The organism is Cedecea sp. NFIX57, assembly GCF_900177785.1.
Taxonomy (GTDB): domain Bacteria; phylum Pseudomonadota; class Gammaproteobacteria; order Enterobacterales; family Enterobacteriaceae; genus Cedecea; species Cedecea neteri_C.
Window position 1 is genome coordinate 116644 of record NZ_FXAS01000005.1, and the last position, 18084, is coordinate 134727.

20 protein-coding genes are annotated in these 18084 nt (G+C 54.5%); 5 read left to right on the forward strand and 15 right to left on the reverse strand.

The genetic code is table 11. The annotated features are described in order from the left end of the window. Positions 1-12: 12 nt before the first annotated feature. The gene (locus B9Y90_RS05630; RefSeq protein WP_085540512.1) at positions 13-912 is read right to left on the reverse strand and encodes a LysR family transcriptional regulator; all 900 of its coding nucleotides are present in this window, start codon (positions 910-912) and stop codon (positions 13-15) included. 109 nt (positions 913-1021) lie between these two features. Between B9Y90_RS05630 and B9Y90_RS05635 the strand changes: the two genes are divergently transcribed. After that, positions 1022-2398: an MFS transporter gene (locus B9Y90_RS05635; RefSeq protein ID WP_085540585.1), complete on the forward strand. Its 1377-nt coding sequence runs from the start codon at positions 1022-1024 to the stop codon at positions 2396-2398. 3 nt (positions 2399-2401) lie between these two features. Beyond that, positions 2402-2776 carry a DUF4440 domain-containing protein gene (locus tag B9Y90_RS05640; RefSeq protein ID WP_085540513.1) on the forward strand — a complete coding sequence of 125 codons (375 nt, stop codon included), beginning with the start codon at positions 2402-2404 and terminating at the stop codon, positions 2774-2776. Between the two features lie 48 nt (positions 2777-2824). Here B9Y90_RS05640 and B9Y90_RS05645 read toward each other — a convergent pair whose 3' ends face one another. The 5 genes from B9Y90_RS05645 to fusA all read right to left on the reverse strand — a co-directional run bounded on the left by B9Y90_RS05645 (position 2825) and on the right by fusA (position 6919). Further along, positions 2825-3283, reverse strand: a complete 459-nt coding sequence (locus B9Y90_RS05645; protein ID WP_085540514.1) for a tautomerase family protein — start codon at positions 3281-3283, stop codon at positions 2825-2827. 16 nt (positions 3284-3299) lie between these two features. Continuing rightward, on the reverse strand, positions 3300-3785 hold the full coding sequence (locus B9Y90_RS05650) for a MarR family winged helix-turn-helix transcriptional regulator (protein WP_217808976.1): 486 nt from the start codon (positions 3783-3785) through the stop codon (positions 3300-3302). A gap of 154 nt (positions 3786-3939) precedes the next feature. After that, on the reverse strand, positions 3940-4242 hold the full coding sequence (locus B9Y90_RS05655; RefSeq protein ID WP_085540516.1) for a helix-turn-helix domain-containing protein: 303 nt from the start codon (positions 4240-4242) through the stop codon (positions 3940-3942). After that, a complete protein-coding gene (locus tag B9Y90_RS05660; protein WP_085540517.1) occupies positions 4227-4601 on the reverse strand; it encodes a type II toxin-antitoxin system RelE/ParE family toxin in 375 nt (124 codons plus the stop codon). Before B9Y90_RS05660 ends, B9Y90_RS05655 begins: the two co-directional genes overlap by 16 nt. Positions 4602-4816: 215 nt before the next feature. After that, positions 4817-6919 (reverse strand): elongation factor G, encoded by a 2103-nt coding sequence (gene fusA / locus B9Y90_RS05665; RefSeq protein WP_085540518.1) that lies wholly within the window; start codon positions 6917-6919, stop codon positions 4817-4819. A gap of 190 nt (positions 6920-7109) precedes the next feature. Here fusA and B9Y90_RS05670 point away from each other — a divergent pair, with 190 nt between their 5' ends. Next, the gene (locus tag B9Y90_RS05670) at positions 7110-7418 is read left to right on the forward strand and encodes an ArsR/SmtB family transcription factor (RefSeq protein ID WP_085540519.1); all 309 of its coding nucleotides are present in this window, start codon (positions 7110-7112) and stop codon (positions 7416-7418) included. Positions 7419-7454: 36 nt separating this feature from the next. On the opposite strand, the gene B9Y90_RS05675 is transcribed toward B9Y90_RS05670, so the two are convergent. The 5 genes from B9Y90_RS05675 to dacD form a co-directional block, all read right to left on the reverse strand. Further along, positions 7455-7790, reverse strand: a complete 336-nt coding sequence (locus tag B9Y90_RS05675) for a DUF496 family protein (RefSeq protein WP_039295064.1) — start codon at positions 7788-7790, stop codon at positions 7455-7457. A gap of 173 nt (positions 7791-7963) precedes the next feature. Further along, on the reverse strand, positions 7964-9022 hold the full coding sequence (locus B9Y90_RS05680) for an FUSC family protein (RefSeq protein WP_039295067.1): 1059 nt from the start codon (positions 9020-9022) through the stop codon (positions 7964-7966). A gap of 154 nt (positions 9023-9176) precedes the next feature. Beyond that, on the reverse strand, positions 9177-9611 hold the full coding sequence (locus B9Y90_RS05685) for a VOC family protein (RefSeq protein WP_085540520.1): 435 nt from the start codon (positions 9609-9611) through the stop codon (positions 9177-9179). 12 nt (positions 9612-9623) lie between these two features. Next, complete coding sequence (gene sbmC, locus B9Y90_RS05690; RefSeq protein WP_085540521.1) at positions 9624-10088, reverse strand: DNA gyrase inhibitor SbmC; 465 nt, start codon at positions 10086-10088, stop codon at positions 9624-9626. 152 nt (positions 10089-10240) lie between these two features. Further along, positions 10241-11407, reverse strand: coding sequence for a serine-type D-Ala-D-Ala carboxypeptidase DacD (gene dacD, locus B9Y90_RS05695; protein ID WP_039295076.1), 1167 nt, complete (start codon positions 11405-11407; stop codon positions 10241-10243). Between the two features lie 252 nt (positions 11408-11659). Here dacD and B9Y90_RS05700 point away from each other — a divergent pair, with 252 nt between their 5' ends. Beyond that, positions 11660-12811: an acyltransferase family protein gene (locus B9Y90_RS05700; RefSeq protein ID WP_085540522.1), complete on the forward strand. Its 1152-nt coding sequence runs from the start codon at positions 11660-11662 to the stop codon at positions 12809-12811. A 76-nt stretch (positions 12812-12887) separates the two neighbouring features. Then, on the forward strand, positions 12888-14315 hold the full coding sequence (gene sbcB / locus B9Y90_RS05705) for an exodeoxyribonuclease I (RefSeq protein ID WP_085540586.1): 1428 nt from the start codon (positions 12888-12890) through the stop codon (positions 14313-14315). 59 nt (positions 14316-14374) lie between these two features. On the opposite strand, the gene B9Y90_RS05710 is transcribed toward sbcB, so the two are convergent. From B9Y90_RS05710 to B9Y90_RS05725, 4 genes are all read right to left on the reverse strand, one after another. After that, a complete protein-coding gene (locus tag B9Y90_RS05710; RefSeq protein WP_039295082.1) occupies positions 14375-15739 on the reverse strand; it encodes an APC family permease in 1365 nt (454 codons plus the stop codon). A gap of 154 nt (positions 15740-15893) precedes the next feature. Next, positions 15894-16130 (reverse strand): hypothetical protein, encoded by a 237-nt coding sequence (locus B9Y90_RS05715; RefSeq protein WP_039295085.1) that lies wholly within the window; start codon positions 16128-16130, stop codon positions 15894-15896. A gap of 36 nt (positions 16131-16166) precedes the next feature. Continuing rightward, complete coding sequence (locus B9Y90_RS05720) at positions 16167-17081, reverse strand: LysR substrate-binding domain-containing protein (protein WP_039295089.1); 915 nt, start codon at positions 17079-17081, stop codon at positions 16167-16169. A gap of 26 nt (positions 17082-17107) precedes the next feature. Then, positions 17108-17935 carry an SDR family oxidoreductase gene (locus tag B9Y90_RS05725; protein ID WP_085540523.1) on the reverse strand — a complete coding sequence of 276 codons (828 nt, stop codon included), beginning with the start codon at positions 17933-17935 and terminating at the stop codon, positions 17108-17110. Positions 17936-18084: the final 149 nt, after the last annotated feature.

The following is an 18084-nucleotide window of genomic DNA, read 5'->3' on the forward strand; positions in this document are numbered from 1 at the left end:
AAAACAGGCCCGCTAAGCGGGTCTGTTATTTTCCCACTCCTGCAAAAAGTCTATCAGTGCACGTACCTTCGCCGGAACATATCGCGTATTGGGGTAAACCGCATAAATCCCCTGCGACGGGAAACGGTATTCAGGCAGCACATGCTGCAGCTCACCGCGCGCTATCGCACTGCGCACCAGCCATTCGGGCAACAAACCTACGCCGCAACCCTGAACCACAAAAGCCATGAGTGCCGCCGCCGTGTCGGTCATAAAGCGGGCAGACCCGGTTATTGTTAGCTCTCGCGTTTCCTGGTCAGGCCCAATGACCTGCCATTCTCTGGGGGTTGGCAGCCGACGGTGAATGACCCATTCCGCTTCGGCCAGCGCCTCCAGGCTGCCGATCGGGTTACGCTCAAGCCACTGCGGCGCGGCAACCGCCACAATCTCGAACCGCTCTATCAACGCCGCGCGGTAGGATGAATCCACCAGCTTGCCCAGGCGAATAGCCACGTCAAACTGCCCGGAAATAAGATTTACCGGGGCAGATGAAGATTCGTGCCGGATAGTCAGCCCCGGATGCAGGCGACCAAATGTGCTGAGCGCCGGGATAATCTTCGCCTGGCCGTATTCCGGCGTGGTTGAAATACTCAGCTCGCCAGTAAACCCGCCGTGATGCCCCTGCACGTCTTCCACCAGCGCTTCGCTTTCCCTTAATAGCTGTAAGGCTCGCTGGTAAAACACTTCCCCCGCCTGGGTTAACGCCACGCGCCGGGTGGAGCGCACCAGCAGCGAAACGCCAAGCTCCGCCTCAAGCTGACGAACGTTAAAGCTGATCGCCGCTTTCGTTTGTTGCATAGACTGCGCGGCTGCGGTAAAGCCCCCGGCCTCTACCACCGCAACAAACTGTGCCACCCGCTGCAAGTTAAGCATTCTAATTCGCCTGATTATCAAATTATTTTTGACAGTGTATCAGCCGGAACGGGATTTATCCGCCTCGCAGAACCTGCTGAAATCGCCTTTTCTTTTTACGAGAGCCGCCATGCCTTATCGTTACAGGGTTGCCGCCGTTTATCTGCTCGGTTTTTTTCTCGACTTAATCAATATGTTTATCTCCAACGTCGCCTGGCCTGAAATGGGGAGGGAGTTTCACGCGCCGGTGACCGAACTGGCGTGGATAAGCCACGGCTATCTTTGCGGCCTGACGCTGGTTATTCCGTGCAGCGCATGGCTGACCCAGCGGCTTGGGGCAAAGCGCCTGTTTATGCTTTCGCTCGCGCTTTTTACGCTGGGTACGCTGGCCTCCGGCCTTGCTTCTGGCCTGAATGCATTAGTCGCCGCACGTATTCTTCAGGGTGTGGGCGGCGGGCTGCTTATCCCCGTCGGCCAGGCCCTGACCTGGCAGCTTTTCGCGGTGCATGAGCGGGCCAGGCTTTCCTCGGCAATCATGCTGGTGGCGCTGCTGGCTCCGGCGCTTTCGCCAACCGCGGGTGGATTGCTGGTAGAGTCCTTCGGCTGGCGCTGGATATTTTTCTCCAGCCTGCCGCTGGCGCTGCTGACGTTGGTTCTCGCGGGGCTTTGGCTAAAACCCGCAGAGCAACAAACTGCTCGCAGGCCGCTGGACGTTAAAGGGTTGATACTGGGATCGGCGGGGCTGTTCGCTATTTTGCTGGGCGTCACGCAGGCCGGAAACCCGGCGGCACATGGAGCGGCATTGGCGTGGCTCATCGCTGGCCTACTTATTCTTTGGCTTTTTATTCGCCGTAATGGCAAACATCCGACCCCGCTGTTCAGCCTGCCGCTGCTGGCAGATCCTCTGCTGCGTTACGCCATGCTGGTTTACCAGTGCATTCCGGGCATTTTTATGGGCACCAGCCTGGTCAGCATTGTCTATCTGCAAACGCAGCTGGGCCTGTCCGCCACGCAAACGGGGATGTTGATGCTGCCGTGGGCGATGGCCTCTTTTGTCGCGATTTCATTTACCGGCAAAATGTTTAATCGCCTCGGCCCTCGCCCGCTGATTGCGGCCGGGGGCGTATTTCAGGCCGCAGGAATTTTGCTGCTCACACAAATCAACGCCGGCGAGCAAGCCTCATGGCTGGTCGTCGCTTACGCGTTGATGGGTCTGGGAGGAAGTCTTTCCAGCAGCACGGCGCAGAGCACCGCTTTTATCTCCATCCCTTCGGAGGCGATGCCGGAAGCCAGCGCGCTGTGGAACATAAATCGCCAACTGAGTTTTTGCTTTGGCGTGGCGCTGCTCAGCCTGCTGCTGACCTTACTGCAGGCTATGATGCCCGCGCCTCAAGCTTATCTTTTTACTTTTAGTTTTGCCGCCGCCGGGACGCTCGCCCCGCTGGTTTACGCTTTCCGGCTGAATAATCAGCACATTAAAAATCAACTGACCCAAAAGGAACACTGAGCAATGAATATCTGGTTTAAAGAAGTGCTTGAGGCCCACGTCGCCATTGAGCAATGGCTTGGCACGAGCAAGGGGGAACTGGAAGCGCTGCTGGCGCGCTTTGCAAACGACTATTCTATGATCGCGCTGAGTGGCGTCAGGCTGGATTATCCGGCGCTTTGCGGCTTTTTCAGCGCCAGCGGCGGGAGCCGTGAAGGGCTGGCTATTGAGGTCGATAACCTCCAGTTACTGGACGAATGGCCGCAGGGTGCCGCCGTGCTTTACCGCGAAACGCAAACGCTGAACGGCTCCACCACCGTGCGCTGGTCGACCGTTATTTTCCGCCGCGAGGACGAGAAAGTGTTATGGCGGCATTTGCAGGAAACCGGGCAGATTTAATATTTCTACTTTGAAGGGGATGCCGGGCTGGCTTCCCCTTGTGCAAAGCTACAGCGTGAAATTAGCGTGGGTCACGCCCAACGCTTCCAGGCGGTGCTGAAGCTCGGCGGGGAGTGCATCAAACCATCTTTTTTCTTCACCAGGAAGCGGCAGAACATGCCCGTACTCCAGCATATTGTCTGGCTCAATATTGTTGAGATAAATCCAGATATCTTCTGCCACTACCCCGGTGATAGAAGCAATGTCTGTTTTAAGCGCCAGCATGATCTGCTGCAGTTGGGATTTTGTTCTTCCGGCACGGATATCTGCGCGAACCCAAATATGCTCGCCCGCAGGCTCTCCGCCAAGATAACGAATTTTATTGTCGTCCTCTTCTATCACGACCTGCACAAACCAGGAAGGAGCGCCCGTGGCTTCGGTATGCCGCGCAGTGATGGCGTGGGCCAGGCGATGTTTGTCCGCTTCTGAAACGCGATTTTTAGGAAGGTGGCAATAATAGGTAGGCATGTGCGTACTCCTGGTATTAAGGGCGAACTTTTGTACCGAACTCATCCGTAGCAATCAGCGTCAGCAGGGAGAGCAGCGCCTGATGCTGTTCAGGCGTAAGCGCGTTTTCAAACCGCGTCTGCAATTCAGTCCAAATCAGATGCGACTCCTCCAGCTTTGCCCTGCCACTCGCGGTCAGCGTCACGCGCTTCAGGCGCTTGTCTTCTTCAGCAGGCGTTAGCGCGAGATAGCCGTCGCGGATCAGCGGTTTTATGTTGTGCGAGAGCGCGGTTTTATCCAGCACCAGCACTTCGGCGAGCAGTGTCATGGTTGGGGATTGCAGTTGGTCAACATGACGCAGAATCGTGCGTTGGGTGGTTTTCAGCCCGCAGGCCTGGAGGGCCTCATCGTAGATTTGGGAGATCCTTCGCGTGGCCTTGCGTAATGCCGTTGCATTGCAAGGAGGCGTGGTGTCGTCGTAAAAGCTGATGATTTTGTCGTTGAGCGTCATGGGATCGGCCATCTTCAAGGGATGCCGATAAGGGTGCGCCCATTAAGTTGCATATGCAACTATTGTATTCTGCACCGGCCCTTAACGAAGAGAAATGGCAGCAGATATTGGCCGTCAGAAAGAAGGCGTCGCTGGTGAAAAGTGAGGGCGGTGCCCCCCCACATCATTAGAGGGCAATATTGAAGTGCGTACCGTCCGGCAGCTCGATATCCAGCGTTACCTTGCCGCCCGCCGCCTCAACGTAACGTTTGAGGGAAGAGAGCTTGATATCACGGCCTTTTTTTTCCATTTCGGCGACAGTGGGCTGCTTCACGCCGAGCTTCTGTGCCATCTCAGTCTGTGTTTTTTTGACTTTGTCACGAAGTTCAGCCAGATGGATATTCAGCAGCATTTCGTCGGCCATGGCCTGTGCGGCGGCCACCACTTCAGGTTTTTCTTCGGCCAGCAGTTGCTCTAGTGTTCGACCCATTCTGTTTGCTCCTTTTCCGTTAACTGTTTCAGATGAGCTGCAAATTCCTTATCGGCCCGAGCAATCATGACGTCATAAAACCGCTTCTCGTTCCCGACCTTGTTACCTGCGCACAGCAGGATGGCGCAACGCCTTATATCAAAAGCGAAAAACAGCCTTAATGGTTCACCTTTGCATTGAACACGCAGCTCTTTCATGTTCGCGTATTGCGACCCTCTCACGGTGTCAGCATAAGGCCTGCTTAGCAAAGGCCCCCTGCTCTTTAGCAACACCATTGAAGCTATGACAAAGGCTTTGACTGCATCATCCGATGCCGTAAACCAGGCATCAAACGTATCCGTCATTTTTATCGACCACATGCGACATCCTTTTCAATATAGGTTAAATGCTATATAGGCACAAGACTATATCGTGGATTATCTGTGTAAAACTGAATCAGTTCATGCCGCTGATTCAGCATGTTCGGGCAGGCTTCAAGTATTCTTTGACGTATGCGGGGCGTTGCAAAGGGAATGGGAAATGACTCGCAGATGAAAAAAATGGGCGAGATGGCCTCGCCCATTTTGAGTACAGCTTAAGCTTTTACGCGACTGGCAATAATGTCGTCGGCCACGTTGCGCGGCGCTTCAGCATAATGATGGAACTCCATGCTGTAGGTCGCCCTGCCCTGAGACATAGACCGCAGCGTAGTGGAATAACCAAACATTTCTGCCAGCGGGACATCCGCCCGAATAATCTGGCTGCCAAAACGTTCTTCCATGCCCTGCACCATGCCACGGCGGGAAGAGAGATCGCCCATGATGTTACCGGCGTAGTCTTCTGGCGTTTCCACTTCGACGTGCATGATAGGCTCCAGAATAACCGGATCCGCTTTGCGCACGGCGTCCTTGAAGCCGAAGATCGCCGCCATCCTGAACGCCATCTCCGAAGAGTCGACGTCATGGTAAGAGCCGAAGGTCAGCGTGGCTTTGACGTCCACCACCGGGTAACCGGCCAGTACACCGGTATTCATCGCCTCACGTAGCCCCTTTTCCACAGAAGGAATGAACTCGCGTGGCACTACGCCCCCTTTGGTGGCATCTTCAAACACAAAGCCTTTACCTGGCTCAAGCGGTTCGAGCGTCAACACCACATGACCATACTGACCTTTACCGCCTGACTGCCGCACAAATTTCCCTTCCACGTCTTTCGCCGTTTTGCGGATCGTTTCGCGGTAGGTGACCTGTGGCCGGCCAATGTTCGCTTCCACGCCAAACTCACGCTTCATGCGGTCGACGATAATTTCCAGATGAAGCTCGCCCATACCGGAAATAATTGTCTGCCCGGATTCCTCGTCCGTGTGCAGGTGGAAAGAGGGGTCTTCCGCCGCTAAACGCTGCAGCGCAATACCCATTCTCTCCTGGTCGGCCTTGGTCTTCGGCTCGATAGCGAGGGAAATCACCGGATCGGGGAATTCCATCCGCTCAAGCGTGATCACCGCATTCGGGTCGGTTAACGTGTCGCCGGTGGTCACATCTTTCAGCCCTACGCAGGCGGCTATATCGCCGGCACGAAGCTCGTCAACCTCATGGCGGTCGTTCGCATGCATCTGCACAATGCGCCCGATACGCTCCTTCTTGCCTTTCACCGGGTTGTAAACCGAATCGCCTTTTTTCAACACGCCGGAGTAAACCCGGATAAAGGTCAACTGTCCGACATACGGGTCGGTCATCAGCTTGAAGGCCAACGCAGAGAAGGGTTCATCGTCACTGGGATGGCGTTCCGCGTGTTGCCCTTTTTCATCCACGCCGTCAATGGCAGGAATGTCGAGCGGAGACGGCATCAGCTCTACCACCGCATCGAGCATGCGCTGCACGCCTTTGTTTTTAAAGGCGCTGCCGCACAGCATTGGCTGAATTTCCCCGGAAATGGTGCGCTTACGCAGGCCAGCAATGATATCCGCTTCGCTCAGATCGCCGGTTTCCAGGTATTTATCCATTAACTCATCATTGGCTTCTGCCGCCGCGGAGACCATTTTTTCGCGCCACAATTGTGCCGTTGGCAGCAAATCCTGCGGCACCGCCGCATAGCTGAACGTCATGCCCTGAGTAGCATCGTCCCAGATGATGGCGCGCATTTTGATCAGATCCACCACACCGGTGAAGCTGTCTTCTGCGCCAACCGGGATTACGACAGGCACTGGATTAGCTTTCAGGCGGTCAATCATCATCTGCACCACGCGGAAGAAATCAGCCCCCGGACGGTCCATTTTGTTGACGAAGGCCAGCCGCGGCACATGGTATTTATTTGCCTGCCGCCAAACGGTTTCTGACTGCGGCTGTACGCCGCCCACGGAGTCGTAAACCATTACGGCGCCGTCCAGCACGCGCATGGATCGCTCCACCTCAATGGTGAAGTCCACGTGTCCCGGCGTGTCGATGATGTTGATACGGTGCGGCTCGAAACCGCGATCCATACCCGGCCAGAAGCAGCTCACCGCGGCGGACGTAATGGTAATACCGCGCTCTTGCTCCTGAGCCATCCAGTCTGTCGTTGCTGCGCCATCGTGAACTTCACCCAGTTTGTGGCTCATGCCGGTGTAAAACAAAATACGTTCGGTCGTGGTTGTTTTACCGGCATCAATATGGGCAGAAATACCAATGTTGCGATAGCGTTCGAGAGGGATGGGTCGGGGCATGATGTGTCCTTAGTCTTGTTGACTGTTAAGCGACGGCCACTATGGCCGCCAGATTTGTTCGCCATCAGGATAGTACAACTGTACGAGTATATTCGAACAATTTGAGCTATCGTTAATATCGATACATTCGAAGGGCATCAAGTTTGTTATAGTAGCCGGCCGCCGTGCCGTTACCGCCTACAGGAAGAGTATGATCGCCACCCACCCGGAACGAGAACAAATCCGCCTTGAAAATGTGCTTTTTGCGCTGGGTAACCCTTTGCGGCTGGAGATCGTCAGACAGCTTGCAGGAGGCGCTGAATTGACCTGCGGGGCTTTGCGGCAGGATGTGGCGAAGTCGACCATGACCCACCACTGGCGCGTTCTTCGCGATAGCGGTGTAATCTGGCAGCGCCCTCAGGGGCGTGAGAATTTGATTTCGTTAAGGCGTGAGGATCTGAATGCTCGGTTCCCCGGACTGCTGGAAACCTTACTGCGGGTAATGATGACCGAGGCATAAAAAAACCGCCCTGAAGGCGGTTTTTCATCGCTGAAGTTATTCAGGCTTGGTGTCAGCAACTTTTTGCTCGCCCATCACTTTCAGCTTCTTAGAGATTTCGCGACGCTCTTTAGAAAGCTCGGCATTTTTGATGATGTAGTCATCCACGCGGTCTTCGTAGTCGGTTTTCATGCTGGCGATGATGCCCTGCACCGCCTCGATGCTCATACCTGGCTTGATGTAATCGCTCAGGTTATCAAGCAGCAGCACACGCTTTTGGTTGTCACGGATCTTTTTCTCTACGTCCTGAATTTCGCGCTGCAGTTTGTTTTTACGACGGAACAGACGCACAAACTCCAGAACGTCCTGGAAGGTAGGTTTGATATTTTCCATTTTTACACCCCTGCTAAATTGGTACTCGGATTCGTTAAGACAACCGCCATAACCTTAGTAGTAGCGGTTGACGATTACAATTTTTTGTCAGTCTCACTAACGGGCTTGCCCTATCTTAACCTCAAATTCTGCTGAATCGAAACAAGCATTGTCATTTCTGTGCTTTACGCGCGCTATTTGCGCAGCGCCCGGCAAATAAGATGCGACAGCAGCTCAAGCTGGCGGGCGAGCTCAAGGCTGAGCCAGACGTAGCCGTGAATAGGCGTCTCCTGCAGCTGCCTGCCTTTGCCCTCTTCCATGAGCTGACGCAGTTCAAAAACAATTTCGTTCAGTTTCTCGGTATTGGCTGAGATAGGCGAAGGGTTCCCTTCATACAGCGCCTTTGCAATGGCCGACAGCGTCCGCTGCGTCATTTGCTGCGTGTCGCGCAGCGTATGGGCGTTGATCATCACGAAATGACTTTCCCGCGTTGCCCAGTACGCGTTGATTTGCAGTTCAAGAGTGCAGACCATGTTGCGATTAATAGTTTGAATCGCCTCAAAGACTGACTTCTGAATACGGGTTTCTTTACCTGCGGGGCCAATCAGGGCGCGCATCTTAACCACATCATTAAGGATTTTCTGCAGGGGCTTCTCCAGCCGTGGGCGCTCAACAAGGTTTGGCGAGAACCCTGCAGTATAAATTTTGCTGAATGCCTGCACGAAGGTCGCCATCTGGATACGCCAGTGGATAAACGCCCGCTGCGGATAAACGCTGGTGAATAACATGGCCAGAAGCGAGCCGAAGATAACATCGCCGCTGCGCCATAGCGCAATCTCCATGTCCCCCGGTGGTGCACCAACAACTACGGAGAGCGTAATGCCGATAAGCAACGCCTGATAGGGACGTTTGCCCAGCGCCAGGTAGCCGCACAGGAACATCGCCAGCCCGCACCAGATGATCATCAGCGGTAAGGAAAAAAGCTCCAGCTTGAGGGCTATCAGCCCGATGGCCGCGCCAAAAATAGTACCGCCAATACGCTGGAAGGCGCGCGGAACCACGTTCCCCCAAAAGGAGATTGGGCCCATCACCACCACCAGCGTGATAAGCGGCCAGGTGCCTTCAGGGATGTTCAGCAGGCGAACCAGAACAAAGGTCAGCACAAAAGCAAGGGCGATGCGTATACCGTGGGCAACACGATAGTTGCGGTAAATACGGATCTCAAACGGGGTCAGTGATTTGTCGGGGCGCACACCCGGCTCTCCGAAAAGAAAAAAGAAATTGTACCCGTTTTTCTCGCAAAGGAATCATATCGCCAGGTACAGCGGGGCGTTTACGCGGAATATTTCACATTTCTTTGCTGAATATCAGAAATGGGCGGCAGAATGCCGCCCGGATTCAAGCCAGCTAGCGCAGCCAGGGCGTAACGGTCACGCCAACCAGCAGCCCTTCGGGACTGAGCAAACGTGACACCGTTTGCCCCCAGGGCTCTATACGGTTATCCACCAGCATCTGGTAACCAGCCTGCTTTAGCACCTCTGTCGCCTGCCCGACATCTTCTACTTCAAATTCGACCCAGCTTTGGGGCGCGACAATGTGCTCTGGCCAGCCGTCAATGCCAAAGCAGGACTGTGCCGCCTGAGCGAGCGGCCAGAGCGCAAAATGCTTCACGCCATCCAGCTCACCGTGTTCCGTTGCCAGATAGTCCTCGTTGCCTTCCATCGCTTTCAGCGGCAGGCCGAGCACCTGCTGATAAAACCCGGCACTTGCCGCCACGTCGCGCGTAACGGGGCCATATCCAGCGATGAATAACACGTTTAATCCTGCGATAGCTTCCGTCATGGTGAGCTCCTGTCAGACTTTAGCGACCGGAATATACATATCAATTTCCCATACGCCGGACGTCGAGCCGTCGTTGAGATAAATTTCGTAACAGGGTTTGCCGGTTAACTGATAGTCACCGCCAGCTTCTACCTGGTCAAAGAAGGTTTCCCAGGCTTCCTGGAACGCTTCATTTTTTACGATGGCATGCCCGATGGCGTACGTATCTGCCTCAATAGCCGTGATAATAACGCCTTCGCTGTTTTCCGGTAGTTTGAACTCTTCAGGTACGCCCAGCACCGTGTCCACGCGGAGCTTTTCTGGCGGAACAACATCGGGGTCGTCATAGTAAACGGCCAACCAGTCACCATGCAGGCTGTGGGTTTTCGCCCACATGGCCAGTTGCCCAAAACCTTGAGGAACCGTGGTTTCCCACGGCCCAACCAGATGAAAGCCGGCCACTTTACGCGCCGGAACATGCTGAACTTTGAATGTCATACTGCCTCCACGCTGATGAATAAATGCACTGTACATTTATACACTATCTTTTTTAAAGATGACGTACAAGCTGCCAGATTTGGGAGCTGCTTCGCAGGAAACAGAGACAAAAAAACCGCGCAAATCGCGCGGTTCATCAACAAGACAAAGGGTTAAAGCTTGCGGCTGATAAAGTCGCCGAGACGCGAAAACAGCCCGCCCTTCTCCACCGGAGTGAGGTTCACTAACGGCCAGTGGGAGATAAGCTTGTCGCCATCAAACAGCTGGATCTCACCGACCTGCGTATTGGCTGCCAGCGGAGCCTCCATGTCCTGTTTGCTCAGCACATACTTTGCCTTGATGTTTGGCACTTCTGATTTAGGCAACGCAAGGAAGACGTCCTGATCCGGGCCCACATTGATATTGGCCTTGTCGCCGTACCAGATGTGCTCACTGCCGATAGGTTTGCCTTTTTGCAAGACCTGCACGGTGTCGAAGTTATCCTGCCCCCAGTGCAGCAGCTTGCGGGCCTGCTCTTCACGCCCTTTTGAGCTGAGGCCGCCCATAATCACCGCAATCAGGCGGCGCTGGCCGAGCACGCTGGAGGCAATAATATTAAACCCTGCTGTTTCGGTGTGCCCCGTTTTCAGGCCATCCACGTTCAGGGATTTATCCCACAGCAGGCCGTTGCGGTTTTGCTGGGTAATCCCGTTCCAGGTGAGACTGCGCTCGCTGTACATATGGTAGAACTGAGGTTCACCGTGAATGATAGCGCGGGACAGAACGGCAAGATCATAGGCGGAGCTGTGCTGCCCCGGCGCATCCAGACCGTGAACGGTTTCAAAATGGGTATCGTGCAGGCCAAGCTGTTCGACATAGTGGTTCATCATGGCGACAAACTGCTTTTGCCCCCCGGCGACATAATCTGCCAGCGCAACGCAGGCATCGTTGCCGGAATCGATGATCAATCCGCGGCTGAGATCGCGCACGGTCACCCGGTCGCCAGGTTTAATGAACATCAGCGATGAGCCGTCAAACACCGGGTTACCTTTTGCCCAGGCGTCTTTCCCCACCGTCACGATGTCGTCTGGAGTAATACGTTTACTGTCGATGGCGCGGTCAACGACATAGCCGGTCATCAGTTTCGTCAGGCTGGCCGGATTACGCTGGACGTGTTCATTGCCTGCGGTCAGCACCTGCCCGGTGGTGTAATCCATCAGTACCCATGCGCCGGCTTCTACCTGAGGCGGCTGCGGCTGATGGGGGAAAATATCATCAGCATAAGCAGCATTGACGGAAAGGGACAAAAAGCTCAGGGCAACAAGCAGGCGGGTTTTCAACGGAATTTCCTCAAAGACTTAATTTACAGCGGCTCGTTTTACGGGAGTTCTTGTTAATTTGCTTCTTTAAATTGCAAGAAAATATGACATTTCATATTTAGCAATAATAGTGAATGATATTTGTACTAAATATATTCCCCCTGGCATCACACTGCGTTTATTCCGATATTCCATGTTTGCGTGACATTCTGATTGTGGCAGCGTTGATTCATTTTTACTCTGACCGAAGAATACACGCATAAAGGTCATAGTATGGTGGATAGTAAACGCTGGTCTCCTGAGCTGGAGGGGCTGCGAGGGCTGGCCTCGCTTTGGGTTTTGCTCGGCCACATTTGCCTGCTGGTACAATGCCGCATTCCCCTTCTTTACGACCCGGGGATGGGGGTCGATTTATTTATTTTGCTGTCCGGATATTTGATGGCAAAAAATTATCAGGAACGTCGGGGAAAAGAGCCATGGAATAGCCCGGATACTTTTCGTAAATTCTGGCTACGCCGTTTCTTTCGCATCGCCCCGCTCTATTATCTGCTGCTGATCGTTGCGCTGATTTTTGGCAGCTGGTTTGGCGAAATGCGCGATATTATCGCCAGCGCCTGGCCGACGACCGCCACTGCAAGCAGCCGCTATGCCGACCACTCTGCCGTGAATATTATCAGCCATCTGACGTTTATTTTCGGCCTGTTACCCGCCTGGTCTTTCCGCACCGTGTTACCTGACTGGAGCATCGGGCTGGAGATGCAGTTTTACCTGCTGTTCCCGTTCATTATGCTGCTGGTGATGCGCTACGGCTTTGCGGTAAGCGCTACGCTGCTGATGGTGGTTTGCCTGGCGGCTCGCTGGCTCTTCCCGGACTACTTCAACGCCTTTCCGATGCCGTCGATGATTCTGATAAAGCTGCCGCTGTTTATCGCCGGAATGCTGATTTCCCACGCGGTAATGCAAAAAAATCTGCGCTATTGCGCGCTGGCGCTGCTCGCCCCGGTCATTGCCTGGCAGATGCACATCGCCGAAACCCATCTGCGGCTGGTGGCAGAGTGCGTGATGATTACCGGGATGACGCTGCTGCTCTGGCTGCCTGAAAAGGAAAATCGCCTGCACCGAATCACTGCGGCACCTCGCAAGCTGCTCACCTGCCGGTTTAGCCTGTTCCTGGGGGATGTCTCTTATTCGGTGTACCTACTGCACCTGATGATTGTCCTCCCCACCATCGGCCTGCTCGTCCGCTACACCGGTTTTGCCCATCAGCCTTCACTGATTCGCTTCCTGATCGTCACGGCTATTGTGCTGCCTGCCGTCTGGCTGATTGCCGTCGCGCTTTACCATACGGTAGAAAAACGCGGCATCGCGCTGGGTAAACAGCTGCTTAGCGGGGCAGAAATGAAGTCGGAAAGGTCAGTCTCTTAAACGCGCTTTTCCTTCTGATGCGTGGACAGATGGTTTACCATTGAGTCTGATGATAACTAGCTCAATGGTAACCTCTGTGTCCGATTCCGCCTCACTTGCTACCTTTCTGTTTCACGATTACGAAACCTTCGGCAAAAGCCCTTCGCTGGACAGACCGGCCCAGTTTGCCGCGATTCGCACCGACAGCGAATTTAACGTTATTGGCGAACCAGAAGTGTTTTACTGCAAGCCTGCGGATGACTACCTGCCCCAGCCTGAAGCCGTGATGATCACCGGCATAACGCCCCAACAGGCGCTGGCGCGCGGTGAGAATGAAGCAGCCTTCGCGAAGCGTATTCACGACATCTTCACGGTGCCAAAGACCTGCGTAGTGGGCTACAACAACGTGCGCTTCGACGATGAAGTGACGCGGAATATCTTTTACCGTAACTTTTACGATCCGTATGCATGGAGCTGGCAGAACGACAATTCCCGTTGGGATTTACTCGACGTGATGCGCGCTTGTTACGCCCTGCGCCCCGAAGGCATTGTCTGGCCGGAAAATGAGGACGGGCTGCCAAGCTTCCGCCTTGAGCATCTCACCAAAGCCAACGGCATTGAACACGCTAACGCACACGATGCGATGTCAGACGTTTATGCCACCATCGCAATGGCTCAGCTGGTGAAAACCCGCCAGCCGCGCCTGTTTGAGTATCTCTACAGCCATCGCTCAAAGCAGAAGTTACAGACGCTGATTGATATCCCGCAGATGAAGCCGCTGGTCCACGTGTCCGGCATGTTCGGCGCCCAGCGCGGCAATACCAGCTGGATAGCGCCGCTGGCCTGGCACCCGGACAACCGCAATGCGGTGATAATGGTCGACCTGGCCGGGGATATTTCTCCGCTGCTGGAGCTGGATGCCAACACCCTGCGTGAACGTCTCTACACGCCCAAAGCCGAACTGGGCGATAACGTAGCGGTACCGATTAAGCTGGTGCATCTGAATAAATGCCCGGTGCTGGCCGTCGCCAACACCCTGCGCCCGGAAGATGCCGAACGCCTCGGCATCAACCGCCAGCAATGCCTTGATAACCTGAAAGTGCTGCGTGAACACCCGGAAGTGCGTGAGAAAGTGGTGGCACTGTTTGCCGAAGCCGAGCCGTTTGTGCCTTCCGATAACGTCGATGCCCAGCTTTACAACGGCTTCTTTAGTGACGCCGACCGTGCCGCAATGCGCATCGTGCTGCAAACCGACCCGCAGAATCTGCCGGCGCTGGATATCACCTTTGCCGATAAGCGCATCGAGAAGCTGCTGTTCAACTACCGTGCGCGCAACTGGCCGGGGACGTTAAGCGAAGATGAGCAGAACCGCTGGCTGCAGTATCGCCGGGACGTGCTTTCCCAGGAAGCCCTGCAGGCGTATGCCCTTGAGCTGGAAGCGCTGTATAACCAGCATGAAGGGGATAAAGAGAAAATGGCGCTGCTGAAAGCGCTGTTTGAATACGCCCAGTATCTGGTCGGTTAACTTCTTTGGCCCACAAAAAAGGCTCCCACAGGGAGCCTTTTCTATTTCATCGAAGTCGATTAAGCGGCGTCTTCGTTGTACTGAGGTACCGGGTTACGGAAACTGCGGGTCACGCAGGCCAGATACACCAGGCCAATACCGCCCCAAATCAGGCCCAGAATCATCGAGCTTTCTTCCAGGTTGATCCACAGCGCGCCAACCGTCAGAGCACCACACACTGGCAGAACCAGGTAGTTAAAGTGGTCTTTCAGCGTTTTATTGCGCTTTTCGCGGATCCAGAACTGGGAGATAACCGACAGGTTTACGAAGGTGAACGCTACCAGCGCCCCAAAGTTAATCAACGCAGTGGCTGTCACCAGGTCGAAACGAATCGCTAACAGAGCAATGGCCCCAACCAGCAGCACGTTCCATGCCGGGGTACGCCATTTCGGATGAATGTAACCGAAGAAGCGAGTCGGGAACACGCCATCACGCCCCATCACGTACATCAGGCGAGAAACGCCCGCATGTGCAGCCATACCTGAAGCCAGAACGGTCACGCTGGAGAAGATCAGCACGCCCCACTGGAAGGTTTTACCGGCCACATACAGCATGATTTCAGGCTGAGATGCGTCTGGATCTTTAAAGCGAGAAATGTCCGGGAAGTACAGTTGCAGGAAGTAAGAAGCAACAATGAATACCATCCCACCAATTAAAGCAGTCAGGAAGATCGCTTTTGGAATCACGCGCTCGGCATCTTTTGTCTCTTCAGACAGAGAAGATATCCCATCAAAGCCCAGGAACGAGAAGCACAGGATAGTTGCACCGGTAATCATCGGCACAACGTGTGCGTCACCGGACCAGAACGGGCGAGAACTCGCCAGCGTTGCTGCGCCTTCACCGTGATAAACCCCATAAACAATCATGCCGACGATGACGGAGACGATCCCCATCTGCAGCACCACAATCAGGGTGTTGAAATTAGCTACTGTTTTGATGCTGCGCAGGTTAGAGATGGTCATAAAGGCCACCAGTGCAACAACAAATATCCACGACGGCACGCTTGGCACCAGCGCTTCAAAGTAAATTTTTGCCAGCAGAATGTTGATCATCGGCATGAACAGATAGTCCAGCAGCGACGACCAGCCAACCATGAACCCAACGGTAGGGTTGATAGATTTCTGTGCGTAGGTATAGGCGGAGCCCGCAGACGGGAAACGACGCACCAGCTTGCCGTAGCTCAGCGCGGTGAACAGAATCGCCACCAGAGCAAAGGCATAAGCCGTCGGCACATGGCCATCGGTCATCCCGGAAACAATACCGAAAGTATCAAACAAGGTCATCGGCTGCATGTAGGCAAGGCCCATCATGACTACCGGAACCAGCGTCAGGGTCTTACGCAGACCTGGGCGGGTGTTTGCACCTGCGGTGACGTTAAGCGACATGGTTGTTTCCCTCAGTGGAGAAAGCCTGCGCAAAAGCAAAAATCTGCCCCATCTTAATTTCCTCGGCGACACGACTGTCGTTTTTTAAAAGCTAGTATCTATCCGGTACGAAGCCCGGCCTCTTGGTTTTTTTGGCAAATGCCGTTTGTCTGACTTAATTGATTGCAAAAAAATAACCGACGTCTCTTAAACGTCGGTTAGTTTTCTCTTTTGCAGGCCGCGTATTTTGCACCATTTGAAGGCACAATGACAAGATGTTAAAGCCAGCTTTGGCAATTTCTTTTTCAGCGCCTGGCGGAAGTAAAACCTCCCACATCCAGCACGGCAGAAGAAGATAGGCCCGTTCCGGCACATCGCTGCCATAACGCACTGCCTGACTGCCATTCAACATAGCCAGGTTAGTAAAATCCCGCCAGTCAAAAAGGCACTATTTTTCTACTGGCATATAGACCTGGGCGATATGCGGGTCGGCGACGATTTTTTCTCGCCACCATTCGCTGGCAAGCCCGGCCGTTTGTTCATTCCAACCTATCCACACCGGCACATAGGGCACCTGCCCCGCGACCTGCTTTTCCACCAGCGCGCCGCTCTCAATATAGCGCTGTGCCATATAGCGTGGCATATACCCGCAGCCAATGCCGCTGATTTGCAGCTCGAGCTTGGTTTTGAAATCAAACACGGTGATGGCTTCCTGCTCCTCAAGCAAATGCAGCGCCCTGGCAGACTCAATTCTGGAGGTGTCTCCTACGACCACCGCCCGGGACTGCTTGACCAGGCGGCGTGGCAGCGGCTCCTCCGCTTTTGCCAGCGAATGGTGTGGGGCGACAACAAAGACGATCTCCAGCCTGCCCAGAAGCGTAAAGCCAAAACCGCTCAGCGAAGGCGGCTCGCTCATCGCCCCGACAATAATGTCCGCCCGCCCTTCCGTGAGCGCTTCCCACGAGCCGCCAAGCACATCGTTGATAAACTTTAGCCGCGTGACGCTGTAGCTTTGATAGAACGCCTCGATTAAGGGCGTCAGCAGGGAAAAGGGAAAAGCATTGTCCACGCCGATGGTGAGTTCATGCTCCCAGCCCTGCTGGAGTTTAATCGCCTGCTTTTCCAGCTCACGCACTGAATGCAGAATTTCTCGTCCTTTTTCCAGCAGATGTTGGCCGGTTCGCGTAAAGCGCGCCCGGTGGCCGCTGCGGTCGAGGATTTGAATATTGAGGTCGCTTTCCAGCTTTTGCACGCTGTAGCTCAGCGCCGAAGGGGTTTTAAAGAGTTTTGCCGCCGCGGCAGCAAAACTCCCTTCTTTATCCAGCGCATCGAGAATGATCAGGACCTCCAGCAAAGGTTTCATACTCACTCCCGGACAGGCGGCTGAATTTACTGCATAGGCATAAGCAGTGGATTTGGATATTGATAGTCGAAGCCTAGCTCATTACAGATACGGCTGCCGTCAATCAGCTTGCCATGGCCAGTTGCGGCGTCTTTACGGAACGACGGGGCCTCAAGGCCAATTTGCCGCGCCATACGCGAATAGAACTCTTCCCGCGTTGGGTGGTCCGGGGCACAAAGATTATAGACTCGCCCGCCTTTCGGTGCCTGAAGCAACAGCGTGATGGCCGAAATCACATCTTCCAGATGCACCAGGTTTACGCCGTGTTGCCCGTTTGCCACGTCCGTTTTCCCCGCCAGAAAACGCCCAGGATGACGTTCCGGCCCCACCAGCCCTGCGAGACGGAGAATATCCACGGACGTCCCCGGTAGCTTATGCAGCCAGTCTTCCAGCTCTTTAAGTACTTTGCCGCTGGCGGTGACGGGTTTAAGCGGAGACGTCTCTTTTACGTTGCCCTCGCCTTCACCATACACGGAGGTCGAGCTGGTGAAGATAATGCGCGGCACGGAATGCGCCAGCGCGCTGTCGACAATTTCCTGCACCGCCTGCAGATAAAAATCATCGCCTTCTCCAGTGCGTCGGGCGGGCAGCGTCACCACTAACGCGTCGACGTTCAGCAGCGCTTCCAGGTCCTCACTGTCGCAAACCAGTTCCGGCTGCAGATGCAGTTGATAACTTTCGATCCCGCACATGCGGGCTGCTTCTACGCCATCCAGCGTGGTTTTGCTGCCGGTAACCTGATAACCGCGCGCTGACAATGAGAGCGCCAGCGGCATTCCCAACCACCCCAACCCGACTATTGCGACCCTTTTCATGCCTTGTCTCCTGACCTTGCAGCATTATCTTCTGACGAGTGAATTTAGCTCTCCGTTAAGGCTACGCCACCCGGGCAGAACTGACAATTCCCTCAGCCTTACAGAATATTAATCAACGAGGAAAAAACCCCTTGCGCTCGGTGCGTCAT